Source organism: Pseudomonas sp. NFACC05-1 (assembly GCF_900100135.1).
GTDB lineage: Bacteria > Pseudomonadota > Gammaproteobacteria > Pseudomonadales > Pseudomonadaceae > Aquipseudomonas > Aquipseudomonas fluorescens_Q.
This window is the reverse complement of the sequence record NZ_FMTR01000012.1, coordinates 102813-128573: the sequence shown is the minus strand read 5'-3', so window position 1 is coordinate 128573 and position 25761 is coordinate 102813. Positions and strand designations below refer to the sequence as shown.

At 61.7% G+C, this 25761-nt stretch carries 28 protein-coding genes; 11 read left to right on the top strand and 17 right to left on the bottom strand.

The features are described from left to right. The 4 genes from livM (at position 1) to BLO97_RS18685 (ending at position 4395) form a co-directional block, all read left to right on the top strand. Entirely contained in the window at positions 1–1281 is a 1281-nt protein-coding gene (gene livM / locus BLO97_RS18705) for a high-affinity branched-chain amino acid ABC transporter permease LivM (RefSeq protein WP_060739397.1), read from the top strand. Next, a complete protein-coding gene (locus BLO97_RS18700; protein ID WP_063323162.1) occupies positions 1278–2150 on the top strand; it encodes an ABC transporter ATP-binding protein in 873 nt (290 codons plus the stop codon). Before livM ends, BLO97_RS18700 begins: the two co-directional genes overlap by 4 nt. Next, positions 2147–2863, top strand: a complete 717-nt coding sequence (locus tag BLO97_RS18695; RefSeq protein WP_053117959.1) for an ABC transporter ATP-binding protein — start codon at positions 2147–2149, stop codon at positions 2861–2863. Before BLO97_RS18700 ends, BLO97_RS18695 begins: the two co-directional genes overlap by 4 nt. A 767-nt stretch (positions 2864–3630) precedes the next feature. Beyond that, positions 3631–4395: an SDR family oxidoreductase gene (locus BLO97_RS18685; protein ID WP_003197302.1), complete on the top strand. Its 765-nt coding sequence runs from the start codon at positions 3631–3633 to the stop codon at positions 4393–4395. A gap of 147 nt (positions 4396–4542) precedes the next feature. Here the strand turns inward: BLO97_RS18685 and BLO97_RS18675 are convergent, their stop codons facing one another. The 8 genes from BLO97_RS18675 to BLO97_RS18640 form a co-directional block, all read right to left on the bottom strand. Continuing rightward, on the bottom strand, positions 4543–5676 hold the full coding sequence (locus BLO97_RS18675; RefSeq protein WP_092347289.1) for an AGE family epimerase/isomerase: 1134 nt from the start codon (positions 5674–5676) through the stop codon (positions 4543–4545). 200 nt (positions 5677–5876) lie between these two features. Continuing rightward, entirely contained in the window at positions 5877–6449 is a 573-nt protein-coding gene (locus tag BLO97_RS18670; protein ID WP_092347286.1) for a HupE/UreJ family protein, read from the bottom strand. A 31-nt stretch (positions 6450–6480) separates the two neighbouring features. Next, positions 6481–7095, bottom strand: a complete 615-nt coding sequence (gene ureG, locus BLO97_RS18665) for an urease accessory protein UreG (protein ID WP_003197309.1) — start codon at positions 7093–7095, stop codon at positions 6481–6483. A 9-nt stretch (positions 7096–7104) separates the two neighbouring features. Further along, complete coding sequence (locus BLO97_RS18660) at positions 7105–7779, bottom strand: urease accessory protein UreF (protein ID WP_092146999.1); 675 nt, start codon at positions 7777–7779, stop codon at positions 7105–7107. Further along, entirely contained in the window at positions 7776–8276 is a 501-nt protein-coding gene (gene ureE, locus BLO97_RS18655) for an urease accessory protein UreE (protein WP_063323158.1), read from the bottom strand. The genes BLO97_RS18660 and ureE overlap by 4 nt, the downstream gene beginning before the upstream one ends. Before the next feature lie 224 nt (positions 8277–8500). Beyond that, on the bottom strand, positions 8501–8884 hold the full coding sequence (locus BLO97_RS18650; RefSeq protein WP_092222444.1) for a DUF6124 family protein: 384 nt from the start codon (positions 8882–8884) through the stop codon (positions 8501–8503). 465 nt (positions 8885–9349) lie between these two features. Continuing rightward, a complete protein-coding gene (locus tag BLO97_RS18645; protein ID WP_063323156.1) occupies positions 9350–9982 on the bottom strand; it encodes a TetR family transcriptional regulator in 633 nt (210 codons plus the stop codon). A 158-nt stretch (positions 9983–10140) separates the two neighbouring features. Further along, a complete protein-coding gene (locus BLO97_RS18640; protein ID WP_092347283.1) occupies positions 10141–10482 on the bottom strand; it encodes a hypothetical protein in 342 nt (113 codons plus the stop codon). Positions 10483–10859: 377 nt separating this feature from the next. On the opposite strand from BLO97_RS18640, the gene BLO97_RS18635 reads away from it, so the two are divergent. After that, on the top strand, positions 10860–12935 hold the full coding sequence (locus BLO97_RS18635; RefSeq protein ID WP_092222448.1) for an AsmA family protein: 2076 nt from the start codon (positions 10860–10862) through the stop codon (positions 12933–12935). Between the two features lie 106 nt (positions 12936–13041). Here the strand turns inward: BLO97_RS18635 and BLO97_RS18630 are convergent, their stop codons facing one another. Both BLO97_RS18630 and BLO97_RS18625 read right to left on the bottom strand, forming a co-directional pair. Continuing rightward, on the bottom strand, positions 13042–13572 hold the full coding sequence (locus BLO97_RS18630) for a ferritin-like domain-containing protein (protein ID WP_003197320.1): 531 nt from the start codon (positions 13570–13572) through the stop codon (positions 13042–13044). 57 nt (positions 13573–13629) lie between these two features. Then, positions 13630–14571 carry a LysR substrate-binding domain-containing protein gene (locus BLO97_RS18625; protein WP_092222450.1) on the bottom strand — a complete coding sequence of 314 codons (942 nt, stop codon included), beginning with the start codon at positions 14569–14571 and terminating at the stop codon, positions 13630–13632. 136 nt (positions 14572–14707) lie between these two features. Between BLO97_RS18625 and BLO97_RS18620 the strand changes: the two genes are divergently transcribed. The 4 genes from BLO97_RS18620 (at position 14708) to BLO97_RS18605 (ending at position 18006) form a co-directional block, all read left to right on the top strand. After that, positions 14708–15346 carry an FMN-dependent NADH-azoreductase gene (locus tag BLO97_RS18620; protein ID WP_092347278.1) on the top strand — a complete coding sequence of 213 codons (639 nt, stop codon included), beginning with the start codon at positions 14708–14710 and terminating at the stop codon, positions 15344–15346. Between the two features lie 118 nt (positions 15347–15464). After that, the gene (locus BLO97_RS18615; protein ID WP_092147009.1) at positions 15465–16355 is read left to right on the top strand and encodes an esterase/lipase family protein; all 891 of its coding nucleotides are present in this window, start codon (positions 15465–15467) and stop codon (positions 16353–16355) included. A 137-nt stretch (positions 16356–16492) separates the two neighbouring features. Next, on the top strand, positions 16493–16774 hold the full coding sequence (locus BLO97_RS18610; protein ID WP_092147012.1) for a PsiF family protein: 282 nt from the start codon (positions 16493–16495) through the stop codon (positions 16772–16774). 218 nt (positions 16775–16992) lie between these two features. Next, positions 16993–18006: an AI-2E family transporter gene (locus BLO97_RS18605; RefSeq protein ID WP_003197331.1), complete on the top strand. Its 1014-nt coding sequence runs from the start codon at positions 16993–16995 to the stop codon at positions 18004–18006. 82 nt (positions 18007–18088) lie between these two features. On the opposite strand, the gene BLO97_RS18600 is transcribed toward BLO97_RS18605, so the two are convergent. Continuing rightward, the gene (locus BLO97_RS18600) at positions 18089–19354 is read right to left on the bottom strand and encodes an Hsp70 family protein (protein ID WP_092147014.1); all 1266 of its coding nucleotides are present in this window, start codon (positions 19352–19354) and stop codon (positions 18089–18091) included. A gap of 296 nt (positions 19355–19650) precedes the next feature. Between BLO97_RS18600 and BLO97_RS18595 the strand changes: the two genes are divergently transcribed. Further along, the gene (locus BLO97_RS18595) at positions 19651–20592 is read left to right on the top strand and encodes a DnaJ C-terminal domain-containing protein (RefSeq protein ID WP_092147016.1); all 942 of its coding nucleotides are present in this window, start codon (positions 19651–19653) and stop codon (positions 20590–20592) included. 254 nt (positions 20593–20846) lie between these two features. Next, a complete protein-coding gene (locus BLO97_RS18590; protein ID WP_092222454.1) occupies positions 20847–21149 on the top strand; it encodes a chaperone modulator CbpM in 303 nt (100 codons plus the stop codon). Between the two features lie 76 nt (positions 21150–21225). Here BLO97_RS18590 and BLO97_RS18585 read toward each other — a convergent pair whose 3' ends face one another. The 6 genes from BLO97_RS18585 to ureA form a co-directional block, all read right to left on the bottom strand. Next, positions 21226–22089 (bottom strand): RHS repeat-associated core domain-containing protein, encoded by an 864-nt coding sequence (locus tag BLO97_RS18585; RefSeq protein WP_256572061.1) that lies wholly within the window; start codon positions 22087–22089, stop codon positions 21226–21228. A gap of 139 nt (positions 22090–22228) precedes the next feature. Next, positions 22229–23929, bottom strand: a complete 1701-nt coding sequence (ureC, locus tag BLO97_RS18580; RefSeq protein WP_063325175.1) for an urease subunit alpha — start codon at positions 23927–23929, stop codon at positions 22229–22231. Positions 23930–24070: 141 nt separating this feature from the next. Continuing rightward, a complete protein-coding gene (locus BLO97_RS18575; RefSeq protein ID WP_003186307.1) occupies positions 24071–24379 on the bottom strand; it encodes an urease subunit beta in 309 nt (102 codons plus the stop codon). Then, entirely contained in the window at positions 24376–24909 is a 534-nt protein-coding gene (locus BLO97_RS18570) for a GNAT family N-acetyltransferase (protein WP_072340210.1), read from the bottom strand. Before BLO97_RS18570 ends, BLO97_RS18575 begins: the two co-directional genes overlap by 4 nt. A gap of 5 nt (positions 24910–24914) precedes the next feature. Further along, positions 24915–25448 (bottom strand): GNAT family N-acetyltransferase, encoded by a 534-nt coding sequence (locus BLO97_RS18565; protein WP_092347272.1) that lies wholly within the window; start codon positions 25446–25448, stop codon positions 24915–24917. A gap of 9 nt (positions 25449–25457) precedes the next feature. Further along, on the bottom strand, positions 25458–25760 hold the full coding sequence (gene ureA / locus BLO97_RS18560) for an urease subunit gamma (RefSeq protein WP_003197350.1): 303 nt from the start codon (positions 25758–25760) through the stop codon (positions 25458–25460). Between the last annotated feature and the right edge of the window lies 1 nt (position 25761).

Below are 25761 nucleotides of genomic sequence, written 5' to 3'. Positions count from 1 at the left end.
ATGTCTGCTGCCAATAAACCGCTTGATATCAAACAGAGCGTCATCGACGCGATCCTGGCCGGCCTGATCTCGCTGATCGTGTTCGGGCCGATCGTCGGCGTGGTGCTCGACGGCTACAGCTTCAACTTGCAACCGGCCCGCGTCGGCTGGCTGGTGGCGATCGTGATGATCGGGCGCTTTGCCTTGAGCCTGTTCCTGCAAACCCCCAAGGGACTGAAGATTCTCCAGGGTTTCGAGAGCACCGGCTCCGGCGTGCACGTGCTGCCGCCGGACTACAAGTCGCGCCTGCGCTGGATCATCCCGGCGTTGATCGTGATTGCCATCGTGTTTCCGTTCTTCGCCAACAAATACGTGCTCACGGTGGTCATCCTCGGGCTGATCTATGTGCTGTTGGGCCTGGGCCTGAACATCGTGGTCGGCCTGGCGGGTCTGCTCGACCTCGGCTATGTGGCGTTCTACGCCATCGGCGCCTATGGCCTGGCGCTGGGCTACCAATACCTGGGGCTGGGCTTCTGGACGGTGCTGCCGCTGGCGGCCATCGCGGCGGCGATGGCGGGGTGCATATTGGGATTCCCGGTGTTGCGAATGCACGGTGACTACCTGGCCATCGTGACCCTGGGCTTTGGCGAGATCATTCGCCTGGTGCTCAACAACTGGCTGTCGTTCACCGGTGGGCCCAATGGCATGCCGGTGCCTTCACCGACTTTCCTGGGCCTGGAATTCGGCAGGCGGGCGAAGGATGGCGGGGTGCCGTTCCATGAGTTCTTCGGCATCGACTACAACCCCAACATCAAATTCCTGTTCATCTACATCGTGCTGTTCATCACCGTACTGCTGGTGCTCTACGTCAAGCATCGCCTGACCCGCATGCCGGTCGGTCGTGCCTGGGAAGCCCTGCGCGAGGATGAAATCGCCTGCCGCTCCATGGGCCTTAACCATGTGCTGGTCAAGCTCTCGGCGTTCACTATCGGTGCGTCCACGGCTGGCCTGGCCGGGGTGTTCTTTGCCAGTTACCAAGGCTTCGTCAACCCGTCTTCGTTCACCTTCTTCGAATCGGCGCTGATCCTGGCCATCGTGGTGCTCGGTGGCATGGGCTCGACGGTCGGCGTGGTGATCGCGGCATTCGTGCTCACCGTGGCACCGGAGCTGCTGCGCAGCTTCTCCGAATACCGGGTGTTGCTGTTCGGCGTACTGATGGTGTTGATGATGATCTGGCGTCCTCGCGGCCTGATCCGTATCAGCCGAACCGGCGTGACGCCGCGCAAGGGGGTTGCGCCATGAGCGAAGTCGTACTCAAAGTTGAAAACCTGATGATGCAGTTCGGTGGCATCAAGGCCCTCAGCGATGTCAGCCTGCAAGTCAAACGCAACTCGATCTTTGCCCTGATCGGTCCCAATGGCGCGGGCAAAACCACGGTGTTCAACTGCCTGACCGGTTTCTACAAGGCTTCGGGCGGCAAGATCGAGCTCAATGTGCGTGGCGAGCAAACCAACGTCATCAAGCTGTTGGGCGAGGCGTTTCGCCCGACTGATTTCGTGTCGCCGAAGTCCTTCGCCAGCCGGCTGTACTACAAGATGTTCGGCGGCACCCACTTGGTGAACCGCGCCGGCCTGGCGCGTACTTTCCAGAACATTCGCCTGTTCAAGGAAATGTCGGTGCTGGAAAACCTGCTGGTGGCCCAGCACATGTGGGTCAACCGCAGCATGGTGGCGGGTATCCTCAACACCAAGGGCTACCGCAAGGCCGAAAGCGACGCCTTGGATCATGCGTTCTATTGGCTGGAAGTGGTGGACCTGGTGGATTGCGCCAACCGTCTGGCGGGCGAGCTTTCCTACGGTCAGCAACGGCGCCTGGAAATCGCCCGGGCCATGTGCACACGCCCGCAGATCATCTGCCTCGACGAACCGGCCGCCGGCCTCAACCCTCAGGAAACCGAAGCGCTGAGCGCGATGATCCGGCTGCTGCGCGACGAGCATGATCTGACCGTGGTACTGATCGAACACGACATGGGCATGGTAATGAGCATTTCCGATCACATCGTGGTGCTGGACCACGGCAACGTGATCGCCGAGGGCGGTCCCGAGGCGATTCGCAACGATCCGAAGGTGATCGCGGCCTACCTGGGTGCCGACGAAGAGGAGCTGGTATGAGTGGACCTATCCTCGAACTCAAGGAATTGGACGTGTTCTACGGGCCGATCCAGGCCCTGAAGAAAGTCTCGATGCACATTGGCGAAGGCGAGACCGTGAGCCTGATCGGCTCCAACGGGGCCGGCAAGTCCACGCTTTTGATGTCGATCTTCGGCCAGCCGCGTGCCGCCGGTGGGCAGATCATTTACCAAGGCGTGGACATCACCCACAAGTCGTCCCACTACATCGCGTCCAACGGCATCGCGCAGTCGCCGGAAGGGCGGCGGGTATTCCCCGACATGACCGTCGAGGAAAACCTGCTGATGGGTACCATTCCTATTGGTGACAAATACGCCAGCGAAGACATGCAACGCATGTTCGAGCTGTTCCCGCGACTCAAGGAGCGGCGCAACCAGCGGGCCATGACCATGTCCGGCGGCGAGCAGCAAATGCTCGCCATCGCCCGGGCATTGATGAGCCGGCCAAAGTTGTTGCTGCTCGATGAGCCGAGCCTGGGGCTGGCACCCATTGTGGTGAAGCAGATCTTCGCCACCCTGCGTGAGCTGGCATCCACGGGGATGACCATCTTCCTGGTGGAGCAGAACGCCAACCACGCCCTCAAGCTGTCGGACCGGGCCTATGTGATGGTCAACGGTGAAATTCGCCTGACCGGCACCGGCAAGGAATTGCTCGCCAACGAAGAGGTGCGTAACGCGTACCTGGGCGGTCATTGAGGCGGTTGTTGCAATGAAAAAACCGGCGAGTGATCGCCGGTTTTTTTATTCCTCGAATACACCACTCATTCCCTGTGGGAGCGGGCTTTGGTCGCTTGGGAGAATTGTGGACAACAATCCTTAGCCCTTGCGAAGCCGCGACATAAAGTCGCCGCAAATAGTTGTTTTGCCACGGTTTTGACTTGTCCCCGTTTGCTGTGGAACTGGCTGTGGGTAACGTGGGAGTAGCTGGCTGAAAGCCTTTGAATACGTGGCTTGCAGGGCTGTGATCGTTTTTTGATCAGGCGTTTTCAGTCAAGCGGGAATGGCTGTTGTCAACACTTTTGTGACCGCTGCAATGGGCTTGAAAGTCGCTGGACAAGCCTGTGGATAAGTCTGTGGTTAAACTCTGGAAAGACGGCGCTGAGCAGCGTCGTTACTGGCTTGGAGCCATCGCCCATCTCGCATTGGCTTATAGCAGATAACTTGCGCTGCACAACCTCACTTGCAGGGTCAAGCGAAAAAAATTTCCAAACACCCCGCAAAGCCTTATGCACAGCGGCTTGCGGGTTTTGCACTTGCCCCCGATTACTGTGGACGTGCCTGTGGATAAGATGCGGGCAACCGGCTGCGGCCCTTGTTCGACAAGGCCTGGCATTGATTGGTTGTTTTATGAGCAGTCGTTGGGCAAAAGCCGTGTGCAAGCCTTGCCCCTACCGTGCCAGGGCGGGCATGCTGTGGGCCGATTTCCATTCAATGGCTGTTGAAGTTCAAACAAGGAGAACACGATGTCTGACACCCTGTTTATTACCGGCGCGACGTCCGGTTTTGGTGAAGCCTGTGCCCGTCGTTTTGCCGAGGCCGGTTGGAAACTGGTGCTGACCGGTCGTCGTGAAGAACGCCTCAATGCCCTCTGTGCCGAGCTGTCGAAGCAGACTGAAGTCCATGGCCTGGTATTGGATGTGCGTGATCGCAAGGCCATGGAAGAGGCCATCGCCAACCTGCCGCCATCCTTCGCCAAATTGCGCGGGCTGATCAACAACGCCGGACTGGCCCTGGGCGTTGACCCTGCACCCAAGTGCGACCTTGATGACTGGGACACCATGGTCGACACCAATGTGAAAGGGCTGATCTACAGTACTCGCCTGTTGTTGCCGCGCCTGATCGCCCACGGTCGTGGGGCCGGGATCGTCAACCTGGGTTCCATCGCCGGCAACTACCCGTACCCGGGCAGCCATGTGTATGGCGCGAGCAAGGCGTTCGTCAAACAGTTCTCCCTGAACCTGCGTTGCGACCTGCAAGGCACGGGCGTGCGGGTGAGCAATATTGAGCCGGGCCTGTGCGAGAGCGAGTTCTCCCTGGTGCGCTTCGGTGGCGACCAGGAACGCTACAACGCGACCTACGCCGGCGCGGAGCCGATCCAGCCACAGGACATCGCCGATACGATTTTCTGGGTGCTCAATGCGCCAGCGCATATCAACATCAACAGCCTGGAGCTGATGCCGGTGAGCCAGACCTGGGCCGGGTTTGCCATTGAGCGCAACAAGACTTGATGGTGGACATCTGTGGCGAGGGAGCTTGCTCCCGTTCGGCTGCGAAGCAGCCGCCAGCTTTTGGGGCCGCTACGCAGCCCAGCGGGAGCAAGCTCCCTCGCCACAAAAGCTACAGGAGTCACAGCAGCCACAGCAGCCACAGCAGCGTTATGCCAGGTAGTCGGCCAGCCCGCGATAGCAGGTCAGCAGGTGATACGGCGTAGTGGACGGCATGTCCCGGCGGCTGACGATGCCGTCGGCGTCCAGGCATTCGTTCCAGCCCTTGGCATGCAGAAAATGCTGCTGCAGCGCGCGCAATTGACGCAGCAGCAGCCCCTGGCTGCCCGGGCGCAAGGTGAGGGCCCGCAAGTATTCCGCCTGGGCCCAGATGCGTTGGGTGGCATCGCGCGGGCCTGCCTGGGATCCCAAGGCCAGCGTTGCACACACAGCGCCGGAGTCCGGGGCGACGCCGCGTTGTTCGGTATGGCCGAAGCTGTGCTCCAGGGCCGCGTGCAGCTTGCCGTCACGCAGCAGGGGTGACGAAGCCAGCAGGAAATACCATTCGAACTGATGCCCCGGTTCGAACCAGTTATCCACAGCTCTGAGCGGCTTCTCCATCATCACGCGTTGCTGCGGCTCGATGAAATGCTTGGACATCCCGTCGCAAAGGCTCAGCAGTGCCTGGCGGACGTTGGCGTCTTCGCGGACCGACAAGGTCGCGAGGAACGCTTCGGCCAGATGCATCAAGGGGTTTTGCAACGGGCCGGATCCGGTCGTTGACCAGTCGCGCTTTAGGCTGGCTTCGTAGAGGCCGTCTGCGCTGGCAAAGCGCCGGGCAATGACCTCCAGGCACGCGTTGAGTACCGACTCCACCAGCGGTTCGCGGACCTTGCCCCAGTAATGGGCGCAGGCGAACAGGATAAAGGCGTGGGTGTAGAGGTCTTTGCCGGTGTCCAGCGGCGCGCCTTGCGGGTCGATGCTGTAGAACCAGCCGCCATGCTCGGCATCGTGGAAATGACGCTGCAGCGAGCGGAACAGTGCACTGGCCCGCTCCTCGGCCTGGGGCACTTCGCCGATCAGATTGGCGAACACATACAACTGCCGCGCACAGGCCATGGCGCGGTAGCGCTGGGGTGGCAGCGGCACATGCTCGGCATCAAGGGATTCATAGGGCAACGCCAGTTCGGCATTCCAGCCCGGGCCTTGCCACATCGGCACGATCACGTCGTGAAAATGCTGACGCACCGTTGCGAACAGGGCGGTCAATTCAGGCTGGGGAGCGGGGCGGGAAGCATCAGGCATCGGCGGAGGTCGTCACGGCTGGGGGCGATTGCGCGACATGGTAGCAGAGTGACCGACTCCAGAGAGATGGTGCTTGTAAGTCCGTCATCGCGAGCAAGCTCGCTCCCACAGGGGCCGGTGTACACCGATCAAAGTGTGGAGCCCGATCAAGCTGTGGGAGCGAGCTTGCTGGCGATGACGGCCTGGCGGGCGCTAAAGAATCAGCCCGCCAGCAACCAAACCCCAGTCGCCGCCGAAGCCGCCCCAGCCAATCGAACCAACGGCGCCGCCGCTCGCGGCAACACCCGCACCAGGGCAAACCCGGCGCCATGCAACGCCGCCGTCGCTGCGACGAAGCCCACCGCATAGGCCCACGGGCTCGACATGTCCGGCAGTTCCAAGCCATGGGCCACGCCATGAAACAGCGCGAACAGTGCCGTCGCACCGACTGCCAGGCTCAATGGTGGACGCACCGCCAGTGCCACCGCCAGGCCCAGGGCGAGCACCGAGGCGGCGATCCCGCTTTCCAGCGCTGGCAGATCCAGGCCTTCAAAGCCCAGCAGGCCACCGAGCAGCATTGTACCGACGAAAGTGCAGGGCAGCGCCCAGCGCGCGGCGCCTTGTTGTTGCGCGGCCCACAAGCCCACCGCCAGCATCGCCAGCAAATGGTCGAGCCCACCGATGGGGTGGCCGAGGCCGGCGATCAGGCCATTGTCGCCATGGCCGGGATGGGCGAAGGCCAAGGCTGGGGTCAGCAGCAGGGCAAGGGCGCCGAGGATGCGTTTGAAGTTCATGGATAAGCTTCCTTGTGGTCAGTCGGAAAGATCAGGCGGCGGTCAGCAGACCCTGGCGCTCGATGAAGGCAATGATGTCGTCCAGGCCCTGGCCGGTCTTCTGATTGCTGAACACGAAGGGCTTGCCGTTGCGCATCCGCCGGGTGTCGCTGTCCATCATTTCCAGGGACGCACCCACCAGCGGTGCCAGGTCGATTTTATTGATCACCAGCAGGTCTGATTTGCAGATGCCCGGCCCGCCCTTGCGCGGCAGCTTGTCACCGGCCGAGACGTCGATCACATAGATGGTCAGGTCCGACAATTCCGGGCTGAAGGTCGCCGACAGGTTGTCGCCGCCCGACTCAACCAGGATCAGGTCCAGGCCCGGGAAGCGCCGGTTCAACTGGTCCACCGCCTCCAGGTTGATCGACGCGTCTTCGCGAATCGCCGTGTGCGGGCAACCGCCGGTTTCCACGCCGATGATCCGCTCCGGCGCCAGGGCCTCGTTGCGCACCAGGAAGTCGGCGTCTTCGCGGGTGTAGATGTCGTTGGTGACCACCGCCAGGTTGTAGCGTTCACGTAGAGCCAGGCACAGGGCCAGGGTCAGGGCGGTCTTGCCGGAACCTACCGGGCCGCCGATACCGACGCGCAGAGGTTGTGTATTCATGAGTGTCTCCTAGGAACGGAACAGACGGCTGTACTGGCGCTCATGGGCCATGCACGCCAGGGACAGGCCAAATGCGGCGCTGCCGTAATGATCGGGGTCGATGTTCGAGGCGTCGCGCTGGGCCTGTTGCAGCAGCGGCAGCAGCTCGCTGGTCAGGCGCTGGGCCGCTTGCTGGCCCAGGGGCAGGGTTTTCATCAGCACCGCCAGTTGGTTTTCCAGCCAGCTCCACAGCCAGGCGGCGAGGGCGTCCTGGGGGGCTATCTGCCAGGCGCGGGCGGCCAGGGCCCAGCACAAGGCCAGGTGCGGCTCGCTGCGCTGTTCGAGAAAGTCTCGCGCGGCGCGGTCGAGTTCCGGCAGGCCCGCGAGCAATTGCTGCAACGAGTAGCCCATCTGCCGGCTCTCCTGATACAGCTCGCGGGTTTCCCGGCTGGCGCGGTGTTCTTCGCAACGTTGCAGCAGCGCGTCCCAATCGTCAGCGGCGGCTGCGGTGCAGTGCGCCAGTAGCAAGGGCGCTTCGAAGCGTGCCAGGTTCAGCAGCAATTGATCGCTGATCCAGCGACGGGCGTCGTCAGGGTTTTTCACCTGGCCGTTGTCCACCGCCATCTCCAGCCCCTGGGAATAGCTGTAGCCACCAATCGGCAGTTGCGGGCTGGCCAGACGCAGCAGCGCCCAGGCCGGGTTCATGTGCGCACGCCGAACTGATGCAGGCGCGGCGCGTAGTTGAAATCTTCGTCGCCGTGCCGGGAGTGATGGTGACCGCCGCCATAGGCGCCGTGTTCCGGCTGGAACGGGGCTTCGATGGATTCGGCGCGGGCGCCCAGTTGTTCGAGCATCGCCTTGAGCACGTAGTCGTCCAGCAGGCGCAACCAGCCATCGCCCACTTGCAGGGCGACATGGCGATTGCCCAGATGGTAGGCGGCGCGGGTCAGTTCGAAGGCGTTGGCGCAGGTGACGTGCAGCAATTGTTCGGCGCGGGCGCAAACGCGCACGATGCGCCCGTCTTCAGCTTGCAGGCATTCGCCGTCGTACAGCGGCGGTTGGCCTCGTTCCAGGAACAACCCCACGTCTTCACCCTCGGCACTGAAACAGCGCAGGCGGCTTTTGCTACGGGCGTCAAAGGTCAGGTGCAGCTCAGCGTCCCAGCGCGGTTGAGTGTCGATTCTGCGATGAATCACCAGCATCGGAGTGCTTCCAGCAATGAACAGTGCTGTGTTTAGAGCAAGGGGCTTGCCAACCGAATGAGGTGTAGGAAATAGCTGGGATGGCGTTTCAGGATGGGGCGGATTGCGTGCCATGTTGGTGCGCGGCGCGATGGCGTGCACCATTTTGCGGCTGACACAAAAAGAACCTGTGGGAGCGGGCTTGCTCGCGAAGGTGTCGGCTCAGCTTGCGTCAAAACAAAGCGCTATCCCTTGGCACCAGGCGCCGCCATCTCCTTGGTTTCCAGATGATCCAACGCCCGCTCAACCAACAACTGCACCCCATCGGCCATCCGGCTGATCGCCAGGGCGACGCAGCGGCGTGAATCGTCCACGTCGTCAGCCAGGTCGGCGGCGATGGTGCTGATGGAGAGCAGGTCTTCGGAGGCGTTGGCGAGCAGGGTTTCGGTGTCGATGTGGGGGGACACGATGAAGAGTTGGTTTTTGTCAGGTTCGGGCGGTGAGGCGGGCTTGGGCTTGAGGTAGTAGTCGAGGGCGCGGGTGGCGGCGTCTTCGAGCTTTTTTTCTTCCTGTGCTTCGACGCGGGATTTGTGGCTGCTTTGCGGGGGATTCGGAGTTGCTTTGAACATAGTGAAAATTCCTGGAAGTGGAGCCGACACCCTCCGATTGCACGTCGAAAAATGGGTGGCAGCTGTACGTAGGTGTGCAAGACCGGTCCAGGAACCCGGCAGACCCGAAGGTCTCCCACGCGCAGCCGCCATAACAGTCGGCGAGCATAGAAAAATGCTCGGCGAATAGCCATAACGAATGCGTTCCTAGATCGGACTTGCACGTCCGTGTCACCGTTTTTTGCGATGACGAACAAAGGTTAGCGGCGCTCGAAATTGCTGCCTAGTTCATGAGCAGCCCTGCGTGTTGAAGGAAATGTCCGAGGGTTTGGCAGGGAAAAGCCCCGAAAGGTCACAGCGGTCGGCAGTTCCTACAGAGATGGCCACATCTCCCAGGCGGTTCTTCGGGAGGCGGTGTGTCAGGTGAGCAATCAGGGGGCTGAGACTCCGCTATCGCGAGCAAGCTCCCACAGTGGGTACATCGGGTTATTCGGTACTGCCCAACCCTTGCCAATGCTTGAGGCCAATGAAGATGAACCGCAGTTGCTGGGTAATCTTCGCCTGGGGCGTGAGATGTTCGGGGAGGGCTTGGGCGGGTGGGTCGATGATGTCCGGCAGGGTGGCGAATACGCTCTTGACGATGAGGTCGGCCATCACGCCCAGGGCGGCAAGGTCCAGGTGCTGCAACTTGGGCATCAAGGCCAGGTCGGCTGCCAGGTCCGAGCTGATGTCTTCGCGCAGTTGGGCGATGGCCTGGCGCACCGGCAGGGAACCGCCATATTGCTCGCGGGCCAGGAACAGGAACTGCGATCGGTTGGCCTGCACCACATCGAGAAAGATCCGCACTGACGCGTCGATAATGCCGCCCATGACGAATTCGTTGTGGCGTACCAGGCGGATGGTTTCGCGGAAGGTCTGGCCGACTTCGCTGACCAGCACCAGGCCCAGTTGGTCCATGTCGTCGAAGTGCCGGTAGAACCCGGTGGGGACGATGCCGGCTGTCCGGGCGACTTCCCGCAGGCTCAGGCTGCCGAACCCCCGGCCACACTCCATCAAACGGCGGGCTGCGTCCATCAGGGCAATTCGGGTCTGTTGTTTCTGTTCGGCGCGGGGCAGCATCGCAAGGCTGGCTTCTGATTCACGGGAGCGACGCACTCTAGCAAATCGGCTTTGTCGACGTCGAACGATAGAGAGGGGGGCGGGCGGGGAAAACGAGGGGTTTGAAAAGTCAAAAGCCCGATTGCTGGAATCGGGCTTTTTTCTGGGCCACCATGGGCTCAGCTCACTGTGCCGTTGCGTTCGATCACGCGGTCACCACCGCCTTCGGCGAGGGTCTCACCCAGCTTGGTGCGGGAAGAGCCGTCTTCGGCGAGGGTCTCACCCAGCTTGGTGCGGGAAGAGCCGTCTTCAGCCAAGGTCTCGCTTTGCTTGGTGCGGTCATAACCGTCTTCAACCAGACCTTTTTGTTCCAGGCGATCACGGCCACCTTCGGCAACCGTCTGGCTGTAGACAGAGTGGCTGTCCTTGACCTGTGGCGTGGCTTGTTCGGAAGCTGGCAGTGCGAAGGCAGTGGAGGCCAGCAGTGAAAGGGACAGGCTCATCAGTAATTGGCGTTTCATGATCGTTGCTCCTTGGGGGGGCGATAAAGTGGGTACGAGGGCAATGCTACTCTCGATAAGTCGATATAAAAGTTCATAAAGACAATGGTAATAATCAACGGAATTGATTGTTCTGCGCGAAGGCTCTAGAACGGGCGTTTCCGAGGTGCCGTTTTGCACCGAGGTGGGTATTTTGTACCCACTACTGCCTCGTAAATGTGCGAGGGCGGTAACAGTTTGTTGGCTGATCGGTCAGGAATATTGCATTTTTTTGTGCCGTTCATCGGCACCTGTGGGCCGCTTTACCAGTCCAACCCTTCATAACGAACCGACTGCAAGGTCGTGTTCCCAGCGGCGTCGCGGTTGCGGACGCTGACTTGTCATCAGGAGCCTTGTGCATGACGCGCACCTCGAAAATCCTCGCCTGGAGCTTTGCCAGCCTTGTTGTCCTGCTGGCCGTGCTGGTCCTGGTCATCGCCTTCTTCGACTGGAACCGCATCAAGCCCACGCTCAATGCCAAGGTTTCCGAGGAGTTGCATCGTCCCTTCGCCATCAACGGCAATCTGGCGGTAGCCTGGCAGCGTGAGCCAGAGGAAGGGGGCTGGCGTGCCTGGCTGCCCTGGCCCCATGTGGTGGCCGAGGATTTGAGCCTGGGCAACCCTGACTGGTCGAAAACCCCGCAAATGGTCACGCTCAAGCGTGTCGAGTTGCGCGTGTCCCCCTTGGCCTTGCTGGCCCGGCGGGTGGCGATACCGCGCATCGACCTGACTGAGCCCAATGCCAACCTGCAGCGTCTGGCTGACGGACGCGCCAACTGGACCTTCCAATTCGATCCGAAAGACCCGGACGCCGAGCCGTCCAGCTGGGCGGTGGACATCGGCGCCATCGGCTTCGACAAGGGCCACGTCACCCTTGACGACCAGACGCTCAAGACCCGGCTCGACCTGTTGATCGACCCGTTGGGCAAACCCATCCCGTTCAGCGACATTGTTGGCGACAAGGCCGCCAAAAAGGCTCAGGACCAGGGCGCGACACCGCAGGACTACGCGTTCGCCTTCAAGGTCAACGGGCAGTATCACGGGCAGAACCTGGCCGGCTCCGGCAAGGTCGGTGGTTTGCTGGCATTGCAGGATGCCTCACGACCCTTTCCGCTCCAGGCCCAGGCGAAGATCGCCGAGACCCGCGTCGAACTGGCCGGCACCCTCACCGACCCGATGAATCTCGGGGCCCTGGACTTGCGCCTGAAACTGGCCGGCAACAGCCTGGCTCATCTCTACCCGCTGACCGGCGTGACCCTGCCGGATTCGCCGCCTTACGCCACCGATGGCCGCTTGATTGCCAAGCTGCATGAGCCGGGTGGGGCGCTGTTCCGCTACGAGGCGTTCAACGGCAAGATCGGCGACAGCGATATCCATGGCGACCTGGCTTATGTCGCCAGTCAGCCCCGGCCGAAACTCAGTGGCGCGCTGGTCTCCAACCAATTGCTGTTCAGCGACCTGGCGCCGCTGATCGGTGCGGACTCCAATACCGAGCAAAAGGCCCGTGGCGGCGCCAGCAAGCAGCCAGCCGACAAGATCTTGCCCGTGGAAGAGTTTCGCACCGAGCGTTGGAACGTGATGGACGCCGATGTGGAGTTCACCGGCAAGCGCATTGTCCATAGCGAGCAGTTGCCATTCACCGACCTGTATACCCATCTGGTGCTCAACGATGGGCAGTTGAGCCTCGAGCCCCTGCGCTTCGGTGTGGCCGGTGGTCGCCTCGATGCGCAGATCCGCCTCAATGGCCATGCCCAGCCCCTTGAAGGCCAGGCGAAGTTGACGGCGCGCGGCTTCAAACTCAAGCAGCTGTTCCCGGGTTTTGAGCCGATGAAAACCAGTTTCGGCGAATTGAACGGCGATGCCGATATCACCGGGCGCGGCAATTCGGTGGCGGCGTTGCTGGGCACTTCCAACGGCACGCTGAAAATGCTCATCAACGATGGCGCTATCAGTCGTGAGCTGATGGAGCTGGCGGGGCTGAACGTCGGCAACTACGTGGTGGGGAAAATCTTTGGCGACAAGGAAGTGAAGATCAACTGCGCAGCGGCGGACTTCGACATCAAGACGGGCCTGGCAACCACGCGTCTGTTCGTGTTCGACACCGAGAACGCGATCATCTACATCGACGGCACGGCGAACATGGCGAATGAACAGCTGGACCTGACCATCACCCCCGAGTCCAAGGGCTGGCGCCTGATTTCCCTGCGCTCGCCGTTGTACGTCCGGGGTCCGTTCGCCAAGCCCGCCGCCGGGGTCAAGGCGGTGCCGCTGATGCTGCGCGGCGCCGGGATGGTGGCGTTGGGTGTGATCGCTGCACCGGCCGCCGGCTTGCTCGCGCTGGTAGCGCCCAGCGGCGGTGAGCCGAACCAGTGCGCACCGCTGCTGGAGCAGATGAAGGCGGGCAAGGCGCCGGTGACGGTCAAGCCCACCCGATAAGCCAGGCTTGCGGTGAGGCGACGGGCCTCATCGCGAGCAAGCTCGCGCCCACAGGGAGATGCGATTCCATGTGGGAGCGAGCTTGCTCGCGATAGCGGTATCAGTATCAGAGGTCGGCCAGGATATCGGCCATGTCATCGGCATGCTCTTCTTCCTGGGCCAGGATGTCTTCGAAGATGCGCCGGGTGGTCGGGTCTTTTTCGCCGATGTACTGGATGATTTCCCGATAGCTGTCGATGGCGATCCGTTCCGCCACCAGGTCCTCGTACACCATTTCCTTGAGGGTGTTGCCCGCCACGTACTGGGCGTGGGAATTGCGGGTCAACAGGTCGGGGTTGAACTCCGGCTCGCCGCCCAACTGCACGATTCGCTCGGCGAGTTTGTCGGCGTGTTCGGCTTCCTGGTTCGCGTGCTCGAGGAATTCACTGGCCGCCACGCTGGCCTTGAGGCCGGTGGCCATGAAGTAGTGGCGCTTATAGCGCAGCACGCACACCAGTTCGGTGGCCAGCGCTTCGTTGAGCAGGCGGACAACTTCCTGCCGATCGGCGCCGTAACCTTCGGTCACTGCGCCGTTCTGCACGTTCTGCCGTGCACGTTCGCGCAGGGTCGTTACATCGGATAAGTGCATGTCGCTCATCTCGTTCTCCTGGAGGCTGATCCGGTGGGAGCGTCACGCTCTGATGGCGCGATCACTCTAAGTCTGAGTGACACGGTCCTGAAAAAGTTTTACCGAGTTTTTCAGCGCATAGCCGGACAGCCGTGCTTCCTCCCCTAGCCACTGGAAGAACGCCCGCACCGGGGGATGGCGTTCGCGGCCCGGGACGCACAGGGCGCTATAGCCAGCACCATTGACTTGGACGTCCGGGCGATAACCCACCAGCAAGCCACTGGCGATGCTTTCGGACGCCAGGATATTACTCGCCAGCACCAGGCCCTGCCCGGCGATCGCCGCTTGCAAGGCGTAATGCTCCTCGTCGTACGCGCGCATGCACGGCTGCCGGGTAAGCCAGGTTTCCCCGGCCTGGGCGCACCAGGCATCCCAACCGTGGGCGTACAGCTTGGCGTTGTGCCAATGCACGCTGATCAGCGTCGGCACCTGCCGTGCCGCCAGGGCCACCTGTTCAGGCGAGCCATAAACCCCGAAGCTTTCATCGAACAGGCACATGCCGTACAGGTTCGGGTAGGCGTCCAAGCTGTAGCGCACCACCAGGTCGACGCTGGCGTCCTGGTGCAGGTCGATCACTTCGCAGTGGGTGTCCAGGCGCACGTTGATGTTCGGGTGACGCGCATAAAAACGCCCCAGGCGAGGCACCAGCCACAGGGCGGCAAACGCTGCGGTGGTGGACAGTGTCAGGTGGCTGGTGCTGCGTTGCGGGCGCAGGGTGTCGACGCTTTGTGCCACTTCCAGCAACGCCCCGTGCAGGCTGTGGAACAAGCGTTGCCCGCCGTCGGTGAGGCGTACCTGGCGTGGCAGGCGTTCGAACAGCGCCAGCCCCAGCCAGCTCTCCAGGGATCGAATCTGATGGGAGACCGCCGTAGGCGTCACCGACAGCTCCGCCGCAGCCGCCTTGAAACTGAGCAGCCGCGCGGCAGCCTCGAAGGCGCGCAGGGCGTTGAGCGGCAGGTTGGCGAACATCCTGATTCTCCTGAAATGCAATGGATGAAACTAACTCATCCAGATGAACTAACGCTCATTTGTCTGTCAGCGGCAACGAGCCTCAAGCTGCAAGGCATAAGCAGTGTTGATTGTAGCCGCATAAAAGGAGATTCAGATGAGTAATATTCTTGTGGTGCATGGCAGTCCCCGTGGCGAGCGCTCTCATTCCCGGCGCTTGGCCGAGGCTTTTGTTTCGGCGTGGCAGGCCGCCCATCCACAATCGCAATTGACCCGTCGAGAAGTTGGACGGACGGTGATTGCGCCGGTCAACGAAGCGTTCATCGCCGCGGCGTTCTACCCCGAGCCCCAGGCCCGTCCGTTGATCATGCAAGCGGACCTGGCCCTGAGCGATGCCTTGGTCGAGGAGTTGCAAGCCCATGACCGACTGGTGATCTCCGCGCCCATGCACAACTTCAGCGTGCCCGGCGGCGTGAAGGCCTGGATCGACCAGATCGTGCGCATCGGGCTGACGTTCAACCACAGCCTGGATAATGGCGTGTCGCACTACGAGCCGCTGTTGCTGGGCAAGAAGGCGCTGATCGTGACCAGTCGCGGCGATTTCGGTTTCGGGCCTGGCGGCCCGTTGGAGAGCATGAACCACGCCGACACGCTGTTGCGCACCGTCCTGGGGTTTATCGGCATTACCGATGTGACGGTGGTGGCGGCAGAAGGCGAGGAGTCGGCCGAGCGCAGCTTTGCGTTGTCCTGCGCCGAGGCCGAGGAGCGTTTGCTGGCCTTGGCGCGGTCCTTCTGAGAAGGGCTGTTGCGCAGCCCAACGGGAGCAAGCGCCCTCGCCACGGATTCATCTGGATGTCATAGACTGGTCATCATCAGTACCGATGCTGACCCCTCTTGATCACAAGGATGTCGCCATGTCGCAACGCTGCGCCACTCGTTATCCGCTGGTACTGGTCCCGGGCATGCTCGGGTTCATACGCCTGGTGTTGTATTCGTACTGGTATGGGATCGTCTCGGCGCTGCGTCGCGGCGGGGCAGTGGTCGTGGCGGTGAAGGTTTCGCCGCTGCATTCTTCCGAGGTGCGCGGCGAGCAATTGCTGGCGCGGATCGAGGAGATCCTGCGGCAAACCGGTGCGCAGAAAGTCAACCTGATCGGCCACAGCCAGGGCAGCCTTACCGCCCGCTATGCGGCGGCCAAACGGCCGGACCTGGTGGCGTCGGTCACGTCGGTGGCCGGCACCAACCACGGCTCCGAACTGGCGGATTACCTGCAAGCCCACTACCCCGCCGACAGTGCCAAGGGGCGCGTGCTCAGTGCCGTGCTGCGCCTGATCAACACCCTGATGAGCCTGCTGGAAACCGGCTATCGCGGGCCGAAGCTACCGGTGGATATACAGGCGTCCCATGCTTCCCTGACCACCGCCGGGGTGGCGCTGTTCAACCAACGTTATCCACAGGGCTTGCCGCAAACCTGGGGCGGGAATGGACCGGAAGAGGTCAATGGCGTGCGTTACTACTCGTGGTCCGGCACCTTGCAGCCAGGCAAGACCGATAGAGGGCGCAATCTGTTCGACGGCACCAACCGCACTTGCCGTTTATTCGCCCGCACCTTTGTCAGGGAAGCGGGGCAATGCGATGGCATGGTCGGACGCTACAGCTCTCACCTGGGCACGGTCATCGGCGATGACTATCCGCTGGACCATTTCGATATCGTCAATCAATCGCTGGGGTTGGTGGGCAAGGGGGCCGAGCCGATCCGGTTGTTTGTCGAGCATGCCGAGCGGTTGAAGGCTGCCGGGGTGTAGCCTGTTGGACCGCGTTATCGTTCATCGCGAGCAAGCGCTAGATCAGGCCCTGAGGGTCAACCTGGGGAAGGTGTAACAGGCGTTGTCTACACTGCACCTCATCGCCGCACCCTCGTGCGGCAGCCAGGAGAACCACCATGAAGATGCTGCGTGTCCCTCTGTTGATGATCGGTTTGCTACTGTGTTCCCAGGGCTTCGCCGAGACGGCGCAGCAGACCAAGATGACCACCTGCAACGCCGATGCCACCGCCAAGGCGCTCAAGGGTGACGAGCGCAAGGCGTTCATGAGCACCTGCCTCAAGGCTGCACCGAGCACCCCGCAGGAACGCATGAAAACCTGCAATGCCACGGCCACCACCCAGGCATTGAAGGGCGATGCCCGCAAGGCGTTCATGAGTGAGTGCCTGAAGAAAAAATAAGCGTTGAACCCATGAGCCCTATCGCGAGCAAGCGCGCTCCCACGGTGGGGCTGTGTTGCCCGGTCCAGGGTGGGAGCGAGCTTGCTCGCGATGGGGCCGGCACATCCACCGCAAAAAACCCTGAACTGCGACGAAGGTTGGCCGATACAATCCCTAGTGCTGCTAGTGGAAGGCTGGCAGACTGCCGATCCTTTCACGCCGTTTTGTCCTGAGGCTGTATGCCAACGTTTTCTCAGCGTCATGTGTTGTTGGTGATCAGTTGGGTGATCATTTTTGGTGGGCTGTTGCTGGTGCTGCCGCTGCGCCTGTTGCCGAGCCTGCTGGCCGGGCTGCTGGTGTTCGAACTGGTCAACATGCTCACCCCGCAGTTGCAGCGACTGATCGAAGGCCGCCGTGCTCGCTGGTTGGCGGTGGCGTTGCTGGGCACGCTGGTGGTCAGTGTGCTGACGTTGATCTTCGCCGGCGCTTTCAGTTTCCTGTTGCATGAAGCGGAAAACCCGGGCGCGTCCCTGGACAAGTTCATGACCGTGGTCGACCGTGCCCGTGGGCAATTACCGCCGTTCATCGACGCTTACCTGCCGGCCAGCGCCGCCGAGTTCCGGGTGGCGATCGGTGACTGGGTGAGCAAGCACCTGAGCGACCTGCAACTGGTGGGCAAGGACGCGGCCCACATGTTCGTGACGCTGCTGATCGGCATGGTGCTGGGGGCCATCGTTGCCCTGCAGCGCATCCCCGACCTGACCAAGCGCAAGCCTCTGGCCGCGGCGCTGTTCGATCGCCTGAACCTGCTGGTCAAGGCGTTTCGCAACATCGTCTTCGCCCAAATCAAGATTTCCCTGCTCAACACCTTCTTCACCGGGATTTTCCTGGCGGTGGTGCTGCCGTTGTTCGGCATCAAGCTACCGCTGACCAAGACCCTGATCGTGATGACCTTCCTGCTGGGGCTGCTACCGGTCATCGGCAACCTGATGTCCAACACCCTGATCACCATTGTCGGCTTGTCGCTGTCGATCTGGGTGGCGGTGGCGGCGCTGGGTTACCTGATCGTGATTCACAAGCTCGAGTACTTCCTCAACGCCCGCATTGTCGGTGGGCAGATCAGCGCCAAGTCCTGGGAGTTGCTCATGGCGATGCTGGTGTTCGAAGCCGCGTTCGGCCTGCCGGGGGTGGTGGCGGGACCGATTTATTATGCGTATCTCAAGAGTGAGTTGAAGCAGGTGGGGATGGTTTAGGAGCAGCGGCAAGTTTTCAGCGGCAAGCTACAAGTAGAAGCCAACCTGCTTTCACTTGCCGCTTGCCGCTTGAAGCTGCTCCTCACCCATACCGCTTCATCGCCTCGATCGCCAACCCGCTGCCAATGCTGCCGAAGATATTGCCTTCCACATGCCGCGCCTGGGGCAGCATCGCCGAGACGCTGTTGCGCAGCGCCGGGATGCCGCTGGAACCGCCGGTGAAGAACACTGTGTCCACCTGATCGACCCGCACGTTGGCATCGCCCAGCAACTGCGTGACGCTGCCGCGCACTCGCTCCAGCAAGCCGTCGATGGCCGACTCGAACAAGGCCCGGCTCAGGTCCACGCTCAGGCCTGGCTCGATCCGGTCCAGCGGTACGTGGCGCTGGTCGGCGTGGGTCAGCTCGATCTTGGTTTCTTCCACTTCCATCGCCAGCCAGTGCCCGGCGCGCTGTTCGATCAGTTTGAACAACCGGTCGATGCCGCCGGTGTCTTCGATGTCGTAGCGCATGCTGCCCAGGGCGAGGGTGGATTTTTGCGAGTACACCGCGTTGATGGTGTGCCAGGTCGCCAGGTTCATGTGGTGACTGGTGGGCATGTAGGCGCCACTCTTCATGCGGCTGCCGTAGCCGAACAGCGGCATCAGGCCGGCTAGCGAAAGTTGCTTGTCGAAATCGGTCCCGCCGATGTGCACGCCACCGGTGGCAAGGATGTCGGCGTGGCGGTTGTCGTGGGTGCGGCGCTCGGGGGACAGGCGCACCAGGGAGAAGTCCGAGGTACCGCCGCCGATGTCGACGATCAGCACCAGCTCTTCTTTCTCGATGGTCGATTCATAATCGAAGGCCGCGGCGATGGGCTCGTACTGGAATGAAACCTCCTTGAAGCCGATGGCTCGGGCGACGTCCACCAGGGTGTTTTCCGCTTCCTGGTCGGCCATTTCATCGTCGTCGACGAAAAACACCGGGCGACCCAGCACCACTTCTTCGAACTCCCGACCGGCGGTGGCCTCGGCGCGTTTCTTCAACTGGCCGATGAACAGCCCCAGCAGATCCTTGAACGGCATGGCCGTGCCCAACACGCTGGTGTCGTGCTTGATCAGCTTGGAGCCCAGCAGGCTCTTGAGCGAGCGCATCAGCCGGCCTTCGTAGCCTTCCAGGTATTCGTGCAGGGCCAGGCGGCCATACACCGGGCGGCGTTCCTCGAGATTGAAAAAGACCACCGAAGGCAGGGTGATCTTGTCGTCCTCCAGCGCGATCAACGTTTCCATGCCGGGGCGCAGCCAGCCGACAGTGGAGTTGGACGTGCCAAAGTCGATGCCGCAGGCACGGGCCGGGGATGCGTTTTTCATGTCTTTCAGGTTCCAGTTGAAAAAACGGCCGCGCAGTGTATGTCAGTGCGGCCCGGATTCGAAGGCCGGTTATCTGCTAATTCGCAATCGTTGGCCTTGAAAGACGCCCTTGTACCCCCAAACTTGCTGGCATGAGCCTGGCAGCCACAGGGCGGGCACAAGAACCGCCACCGACTGCCGATAAACTTCTGCTGCACCGCCCGGTCACAAACCTTGAGATCGGTCAAACCCCAGGACTTGTATCACGAGCATGCTGCGGGTGGTGGTGCGATTCGATAACGGATGGTGATCCTTCAATGGACTTCAAAGACTATTACAAGATTCTGGGTGTGGAGCCGACGGCCGACGACGCCACGATCAAGGCCGCCTATCGAAAATTGGCGCGCAAGTACCACCCGGATGTCAGTAAGGAAAAAGACGCCGAGACCAAGTTCAAGGACGTCTCCGAAGCCTATGAAGCGCTGAAAAGCGCCGACAAGCGCGCCGAGTACGACGACCTGCGCCGCTACGGCCAGCACGGTCAGCCGTTCCAGGGCCCGCCGGGTTGGCAAAGCCGTGGCGGTTTTGGCGGTGGCCAGGACACCGGCGACTTCTCGGACTTCTTCAGTTCGATCTTCGGCAATCGCGGGTCGGGTTTCGGTGGTGGGCAGTCAGGTCGCAGCGCCGGCCGTCGAGGGCAAGACGTGGAAATGGAATTACCGATCTTCCTGGAAGAGACCCTGTCGAGCGAGTCGAAGAAAGTCAGCTTCCAGGTGCCGCAGTACAACGCGGCCGGCCAGCATGTGAGCAACACGAGCAAAAGCCTGAACGTGAAGATCCCGGCCGGTGTGACGGACGGCGAACGCATCCGCCTCAAGGGCCAGGGCGCGCCGGGTATCGGTGGCGGTGCCAATGGTGACCTGTACCTGACCATTCGCTTCGCGCCGCACCCCAAGTTCGACGTCGAAGGCCAGGACCTGATCATCACCTTGCCGCTGGCCCCGTGGGAATTGGCCCTGGGCACCGAAGTGGCGGTGCCGACCCTCACCGGCAAGATCAACCTCAAGGTCCCGGCCGGCAGCCAGAACGGCCAGCGCATGCGCGCCAAGGGCCATGGCCTGCGCAACAAGGCCGGCGAGCGCGGTTACCTGTTCGTGCAGCTCAAGGCCGTGATGCCCAAGGCCAACGATGAGGCGGTCAAGGCACTGTGGGCAGAACTGGCGAAGAAAGCCGCGTTCGATCCGCGGGAGAATTTCTGATGGTTGCTGGTTGCTGGTTGCTGAGGCATTCATTTGATTGGCCAGGCAAGAAACCGTGGCGAGGGGATTTATCCCCGTTGGGCTGCAAAGCAGCCCCAAAAAGGCTGAGCGCAATCAGCCTGACACACCGAGGCGGTGAGTCTTGGGGCTGCTTTGCAGCCCAGCGGGGATAAATCCCCTCGCCACAGGGTGTTTGTGTCCACAAAGGCAGTCACGGCTAGACTCGACAGTTAACGCATTGGGAGAAGCAGACCATGAACAACCCGATCATTGAACTGACCCTGACGGAGTTCTGCGAGGCCGCCGCGTTGCAGGATGTCCACGTCATCGAAATCGTCGCCCACGGCATCCTCGAACCCCATGGCGCGGCTCCGGCGGATTGGCGTTTCACTGACTACGAACTGGTCCTGGCCCGCCGCGCGGCCAAGTTGCGCCGCGAGCTGGAGCTGGAATGGGAAGGCGTCGCCCTGGCGCTGGACCTGCTGGAGGAAGTGCAACAACTGCGCAGCGAAAACCGCATGCTCAAGCAGCGGTTGGGGCGGTTGGTGATCGACTAGGTGTATCGGCACATCAATCCAGCCCTATGTATCGGCGATGGCGACCATTGGTCGCCGTCATTTAAGCGTTGATAACTTAGCTTGTGTTTCGGATGTTGCTGTTCTGTTCAGGCAGCGGCATCAGGACCTTTAAAGTTCTGGTGATCTGTATAGGGTTACCTGAAGGGTCGTATTTCACGTGATACACATGCTCGGCATTATTTCCCCACGTTCTTGGAGGGGGAACAGGAATACGTCCATCTTTAACGGGTCCGTTGTCCCAGATTAACTCCATTGATCTCTCATCGGGGCTGATGAGACTTACCTGTCCGCCCGAGTCATTAAAGCGGGGCGTTGATTTTAGTGGGCGTGGTGGCGGAGGAATTTCCCTAACACGTTGGGTAACATTGGTGGTTGGTTGAGTCTGTGTGGTTGGGGGAGGGGGAGGGGGCGCGATGATTGTAGGTTCGGTGCGCACTGGCTGAGATCCGGTAGTGTAAACATTAGCAGTGGTACTTCTAGAACTTCGGGTAAGGGAATCTAAGCTAGGTGCAGGGGCTGAGGACCTAGATGGAAGAACAAGCCTTCTGCCCTGCCCGACATGCCCCGTCGGATCCGAAAAATTCACCGGATCTCCCACGCAATACATGTACGCATTCAACCCACCCTTCCCAAATGGGCTCAAACTGTCCGGGCTATGAAAGCGCATCAATACCGGGTTGTAGACGCGATAGCCCTTGCCCAAAAAATACCAACCCAGCCGCGCCTCCCGCAGTTCACCATTAAAGCCTAGCTTCGTCGCAATCATCTGTTGCGTGGACTGCTGTCCGTAAGCGGAATATGCGATAGAACGGGTCTGACTCTCCGAAACTTCAGCGAGGATGGAGTGCTTGTCATCCGCGGCCAGCAGAATGGTTTGGGATTGGCGCGAATGTACATCATCAGGGCGAGAGCGGGTCATGACGGGCCTTCCCTTGTGCTGAGTGCCGACGTTAATCAACGCCTCCCGTTTTACCCGTATTTTGTAACGCTGGTAACTAGCAGAAGTGTTAGTGGCTGCCGCCTTCGGCATAGCAGCCATTTCCTTTGCGAACACCGATTCAAAACAGAAAATACCGCTGCGCCATCGGCAGCACCTCAGCCGGTTCACACCACAGCAACACCCCATCGGCCTTGACCTGGTACGTCTGTGGATCAACGTCGATGCTCGGCAGGTAGTCGTTGTGGATCAAGTCGGTCTTCTGCACATCGCGACAGCCCTTGACCACGGCGATTCTCTTCTTCAAGCCCAATTGCTCCGGTAGCCCCGCCTCGGCGGCGGCCTGGCTGATGAAGGTCAGGCTGGTGGCGTGCCGCGAGCCGCCAAAGCTTGCGAACATCGGTCGGTAGTGCACCGGTTGCGGCGTCGGGATCGAGGCGTTGGCGTCGCCCATCAAGCTGGCGGCGATGGCCCCGCCTTTGAGGATCAGGGTTGGTTTGACGCCGAAGAACGCCGGCCGCCACAGCACCAGGTCGGCCCACTTGCCCACTTCGATGGAGCCCACTTCATGGCTGATGCCGTGGGTGATCGCCGGGTTGATGGTGTACTTGGCGATGTAGCGCTTGATGCGGAAGTTGTCGTTGCCTTCGCCGTCGCCGGGCAGGGCGCCGCGTTGCTTCTTCATCTTGTCGGCGGTCTGCCAGGTGCGCGTGATGACTTCGCCGACGCGGCCCATGGCCTGGCTGTCGGAGCTGATCATCGAGAACGCACCGAGGTCATGGAGGATGTCTTCGGCGGCGATGGTTTCGCGGCGGATGCGGCTTTCGGCGAAGGCCACGTCTTCGGCGATGCTCGGGTCCAGGTGATGGCAGACCATCAGCATGTCCAGGTGTTCGTCGATGGTGTTGCGGGTGAACGGCCGGGTCGGGTTGGTGGAGCTGGGCAATACGTTGGGAAAACCGCAGGCCTTGATGATGTCCGGCGCATGCCCGCCACCGGCACCTTCGGTGTGGTAGGTGTGGATGGTGCGGCCCTTGAACGCGGCGAGGGTGGTCTCGACGAAGCCAGACTCGTTGAGGGTGTCGGTGTGAATCGCCACCTGCACATCGTACTGGTCGGCCACGCTCAGGCAGTTGTCGATGGCCGCGGGCGTGGTGCCCCAGTCTTCGTGGAGCTTCAGGCCGATGGCTCCGGCCTTGACCTGTTCGATCAGCGGCTCCGGCAGGCTGGCGTTGCCCTTGCCGGTGAAACCGATGTTCATCGGGAACGCATCGGCGGCCTGGAGCATGCGCGCCAGGTGCCACGGCCCGGAGGTGCAAGTGGTGGCGTTGGTCCCGGTGGCCGGGCCCGTGCCGCCGCCGATCATGGTGGTCACGCCGCTCATCAGCGCTTCTTCGATCTGCTGGGGGCAGATGAAGTGGATGTGGGTGTCGATACCGCCCGCCGTGAGGATCATGCCTTCGCCAGCGATCACTTCGGTGCTGGCGCCGATGGCAATGGTCACGTCAGGCTGGATGTCCGGATTGCCGGCCTTGCCGATGGCCGCGATGCGCCCGTCCTTGAGGCCGACATCGGCCTTGACGATGCCCCAGTGGTCGATGATCAGCGCGTTGGTGATCAAGGTGTCGACGACCTCGGCGGCCAGCAGCTGGCTCTGGCCCATGCCGTCGCGAATCACCTTGCCGCCGCCGAATTTCACTTCTTCGCCGTAGGTGGTGAAATCCTTTTCCACTTCGATCCACAACTCGGTGTCGGCCAGGCGGACCTTGTCACCGACGGTGGGGCCGAACATGTCGGCGTAGGCTTGTCTCGAAATTTTCATGTGCTTGCCTTGGAATTCAATATTCGAAATTTGCGATCACTGTGGCGAGGGAGCTTGCTCCCGCTGGGCTGCGCAGCAGCCCCCAAAAACAGGGCCGCTGCGCGCCCCAGCGGGAGCAAGCTCCCTCGCCACAAAGGCGTGTCAATCCAGGTCGCCCATCACCCGCCCGGCAAACCCGAACACCCGCCGATGCCCGGCCAGGTCCACCAGCTCCACCTCGCGGCTCTGGCCTGGCTCGAAGCGCACGGCGGTGCCGGCCGGGATGTTCAGGCGCATGCCACGGCTGGCGGCGCGGTCGAAGGTCAGGGCGTCGTTGGTCTCGAAAAAGTGATAGTGCGAGCCGACCTGGATCGGCCGATCGCCGCTGTTGGCGACGTTCAGCGTGAGGGTGCGGCGGCCGACGTTGAGTTCGATGTCGCCGGGCTGGACCTGGTATTGGCCTGGAATCATTGCGGTTGCCCCAAAGTCTTGTAGTAAATGGCGGTCGGTGTGTAGGTCCCGTCCGGGCTCTGGCAGTAGTCGGGCAGCTCGCCGACGCGGGTGTAGCCCATGGCCCGGTAGAACGCCTCGGCCTCGGAACCGGCCTCGGTGTCGAGGTACAGCAGGCCGCGCTTGTGCTGACGGGCGCCGAGTTCCAGGGCATTCATCAATTGCTGGCCGAGGCCCCGGCGGCGCGCCTCGCCGCGGACCAGCAGCTTCTGCACTTCGGCGCGATTGAGGCCGTTGGGCTTCTGGCACAGGGCAAGCTGGACGCTGGCCTGCACCTGTTCATCCTTGACCACCACCCACAGCAGCAAGTGGCCCTGGTTGAGGCTGGCCTGGACCTCGTCGAAATAGGCGCGGGCCTGGACCGCATCGAGGTCGGCCATGAACCCCACGCTGGCGCCATAGCCGACGGCATCGAGCAACAGATCGATCAGGCCCTGGCGATAATGCGCAAAGCTTTCAGCGTGGACTCGACGCAACTGGGCGGGGTTCATAGGCATCACTCCTTGTCAAAGGCAGGCGGTTGCGCCCCGGGATCGAGGACCAACTGCATGAAAGTCAGGTCCAGCCAGCGACCGAACTTGGTACCCACCTGGGGCATTTGCCCGGTGGTGATGAAACCGGCTCGCTCGTGCAAGCGAATCGAGGCGGTGTTGCCGCTTTCAATGGCGGCGACCATGACGTGTTTGCCGCAGGCCCTGGCGCGCTCGACCAGCGTGGTCATCAGGCGTGGACCGAGGCCGTTGCTGCGCTGATCGCTGCGTACGTACACCGAATGCTCCACGGTGTGCCGGAAACCGTCGAAAGGCCGCCAGTCGCCGAATGAAGCGTAGCCGAGCACGTTCTCCTCGGCGTCGACCACCACCAACACCGGGTAGCCTTGGGATTGCCGGGCGCTGAACCAGGCCTGGCGATTGCCCAGGTCCACGGCCTGTTCGTTCCAGATCGCGGTGGTGTTCAGCACCGCGTCGTTGTAGATGTCGCGGATCGCTGGCAGGTCGGTCGGCTGGGCGTCGCGCACGAGATAGGTCATGGCATGGCCTCAGGCGATCGGCTGGTGGACGGTGACCAGTTTGGTGCCGTCGGGAAACGTCGCCTCGACCTGGATCTCGGGGATCATTTCCGGGATGCCTTCCATCACCTGTTCGCGGCTCAGCAGCGTGGTGCCGTAGTGCATCAGCTCGGCCACGGTCTGGCCGTCACGGGCGCCTTCGAGCAGGGCCGCGGAGATATAGGCCATGGCCTCCGGGTAGTTGAGCTTCAGGCCACGGGCCAACCGTCGTTCGGCGACGAGGCCTGCGGTGAAGATCAGCAGCTTGTCTTTTTCGCGTGGGGTCAGGTCCATG

Bases quoted from the DNA above. Each gene is read 5' to 3' on its own strand.
- livM (WP_060739397.1), top strand. From the start codon at position 1: ATGTCTGCTGCCAATAAACCGCTTGATATCAAACAGAGCGTCATCGAC.
- BLO97_RS18700 (WP_063323162.1), top strand. From the start codon at position 1,278: ATGAGCGAAGTCGTACTCAAAGTTGAAAACCTGATGATGCAGTTCGGT.
- BLO97_RS18695 (WP_053117959.1), top strand. From the start codon at position 2,147: ATGAGTGGACCTATCCTCGAACTCAAGGAATTGGACGTGTTCTACGGG.
- BLO97_RS18685 (WP_003197302.1), top strand. From the start codon at position 3,631: ATGTCTGACACCCTGTTTATTACCGGCGCGACGTCCGGTTTTGGTGAA.
- BLO97_RS18675 (WP_092347289.1), bottom strand. From the start codon at position 5,676: ATGCCTGATGCTTCCCGCCCCGCTCCCCAGCCTGAATTGACCGCCCTG.
- BLO97_RS18670 (WP_092347286.1), bottom strand. From the start codon at position 6,449: ATGAACTTCAAACGCATCCTCGGCGCCCTTGCCCTGCTGCTGACCCCA.
- ureG (WP_003197309.1), bottom strand. From the start codon at position 7,095: ATGAATACACAACCTCTGCGCGTCGGTATCGGCGGCCCGGTAGGTTCC.
- BLO97_RS18660 (WP_092146999.1), bottom strand. From the start codon at position 7,779: ATGAACCCGGCCTGGGCGCTGCTGCGTCTGGCCAGCCCGCAACTGCCG.
- ureE (WP_063323158.1), bottom strand. From the start codon at position 8,276: ATGCTGGTGATTCATCGCAGAATCGACACTCAACCGCGCTGGGACGCT.
- BLO97_RS18650 (WP_092222444.1), bottom strand. From the start codon at position 8,884: ATGTTCAAAGCAACTCCGAATCCCCCGCAAAGCAGCCACAAATCCCGC.
- BLO97_RS18645 (WP_063323156.1), bottom strand. From the start codon at position 9,982: ATGCTGCCCCGCGCCGAACAGAAACAACAGACCCGAATTGCCCTGATG.
- BLO97_RS18640 (WP_092347283.1), bottom strand. From the start codon at position 10,482: ATGAAACGCCAATTACTGATGAGCCTGTCCCTTTCACTGCTGGCCTCC.
- BLO97_RS18635 (WP_092222448.1), top strand. From the start codon at position 10,860: ATGACGCGCACCTCGAAAATCCTCGCCTGGAGCTTTGCCAGCCTTGTT.
- BLO97_RS18630 (WP_003197320.1), bottom strand. From the start codon at position 13,572: ATGAGCGACATGCACTTATCCGATGTAACGACCCTGCGCGAACGTGCA.
- BLO97_RS18625 (WP_092222450.1), bottom strand. From the start codon at position 14,571: ATGTTCGCCAACCTGCCGCTCAACGCCCTGCGCGCCTTCGAGGCTGCC.
- BLO97_RS18620 (WP_092347278.1), top strand. From the start codon at position 14,708: ATGAGTAATATTCTTGTGGTGCATGGCAGTCCCCGTGGCGAGCGCTCT.
- BLO97_RS18615 (WP_092147009.1), top strand. From the start codon at position 15,465: ATGTCGCAACGCTGCGCCACTCGTTATCCGCTGGTACTGGTCCCGGGC.
- BLO97_RS18610 (WP_092147012.1), top strand. From the start codon at position 16,493: ATGAAGATGCTGCGTGTCCCTCTGTTGATGATCGGTTTGCTACTGTGT.
- BLO97_RS18605 (WP_003197331.1), top strand. From the start codon at position 16,993: ATGCCAACGTTTTCTCAGCGTCATGTGTTGTTGGTGATCAGTTGGGTG.
- BLO97_RS18600 (WP_092147014.1), bottom strand. From the start codon at position 19,354: ATGAAAAACGCATCCCCGGCCCGTGCCTGCGGCATCGACTTTGGCACG.
- BLO97_RS18595 (WP_092147016.1), top strand. From the start codon at position 19,651: ATGGACTTCAAAGACTATTACAAGATTCTGGGTGTGGAGCCGACGGCC.
- BLO97_RS18590 (WP_092222454.1), top strand. From the start codon at position 20,847: ATGAACAACCCGATCATTGAACTGACCCTGACGGAGTTCTGCGAGGCC.
- BLO97_RS18585 (WP_256572061.1), bottom strand. From the start codon at position 22,089: ATGACCCGCTCTCGCCCTGATGATGTACATTCGCGCCAATCCCAAACC.
- ureC (WP_063325175.1), bottom strand. From the start codon at position 23,929: ATGAAAATTTCGAGACAAGCCTACGCCGACATGTTCGGCCCCACCGTC.
- BLO97_RS18575 (WP_003186307.1), bottom strand. From the start codon at position 24,379: ATGATTCCAGGCCAATACCAGGTCCAGCCCGGCGACATCGAACTCAAC.
- BLO97_RS18570 (WP_072340210.1), bottom strand. From the start codon at position 24,909: ATGAACCCCGCCCAGTTGCGTCGAGTCCACGCTGAAAGCTTTGCGCAT.
- BLO97_RS18565 (WP_092347272.1), bottom strand. From the start codon at position 25,448: ATGACCTATCTCGTGCGCGACGCCCAGCCGACCGACCTGCCAGCGATC.
- ureA (WP_003197350.1), bottom strand. From the start codon at position 25,760: ATGGACCTGACCCCACGCGAAAAAGACAAGCTGCTGATCTTCACCGCA.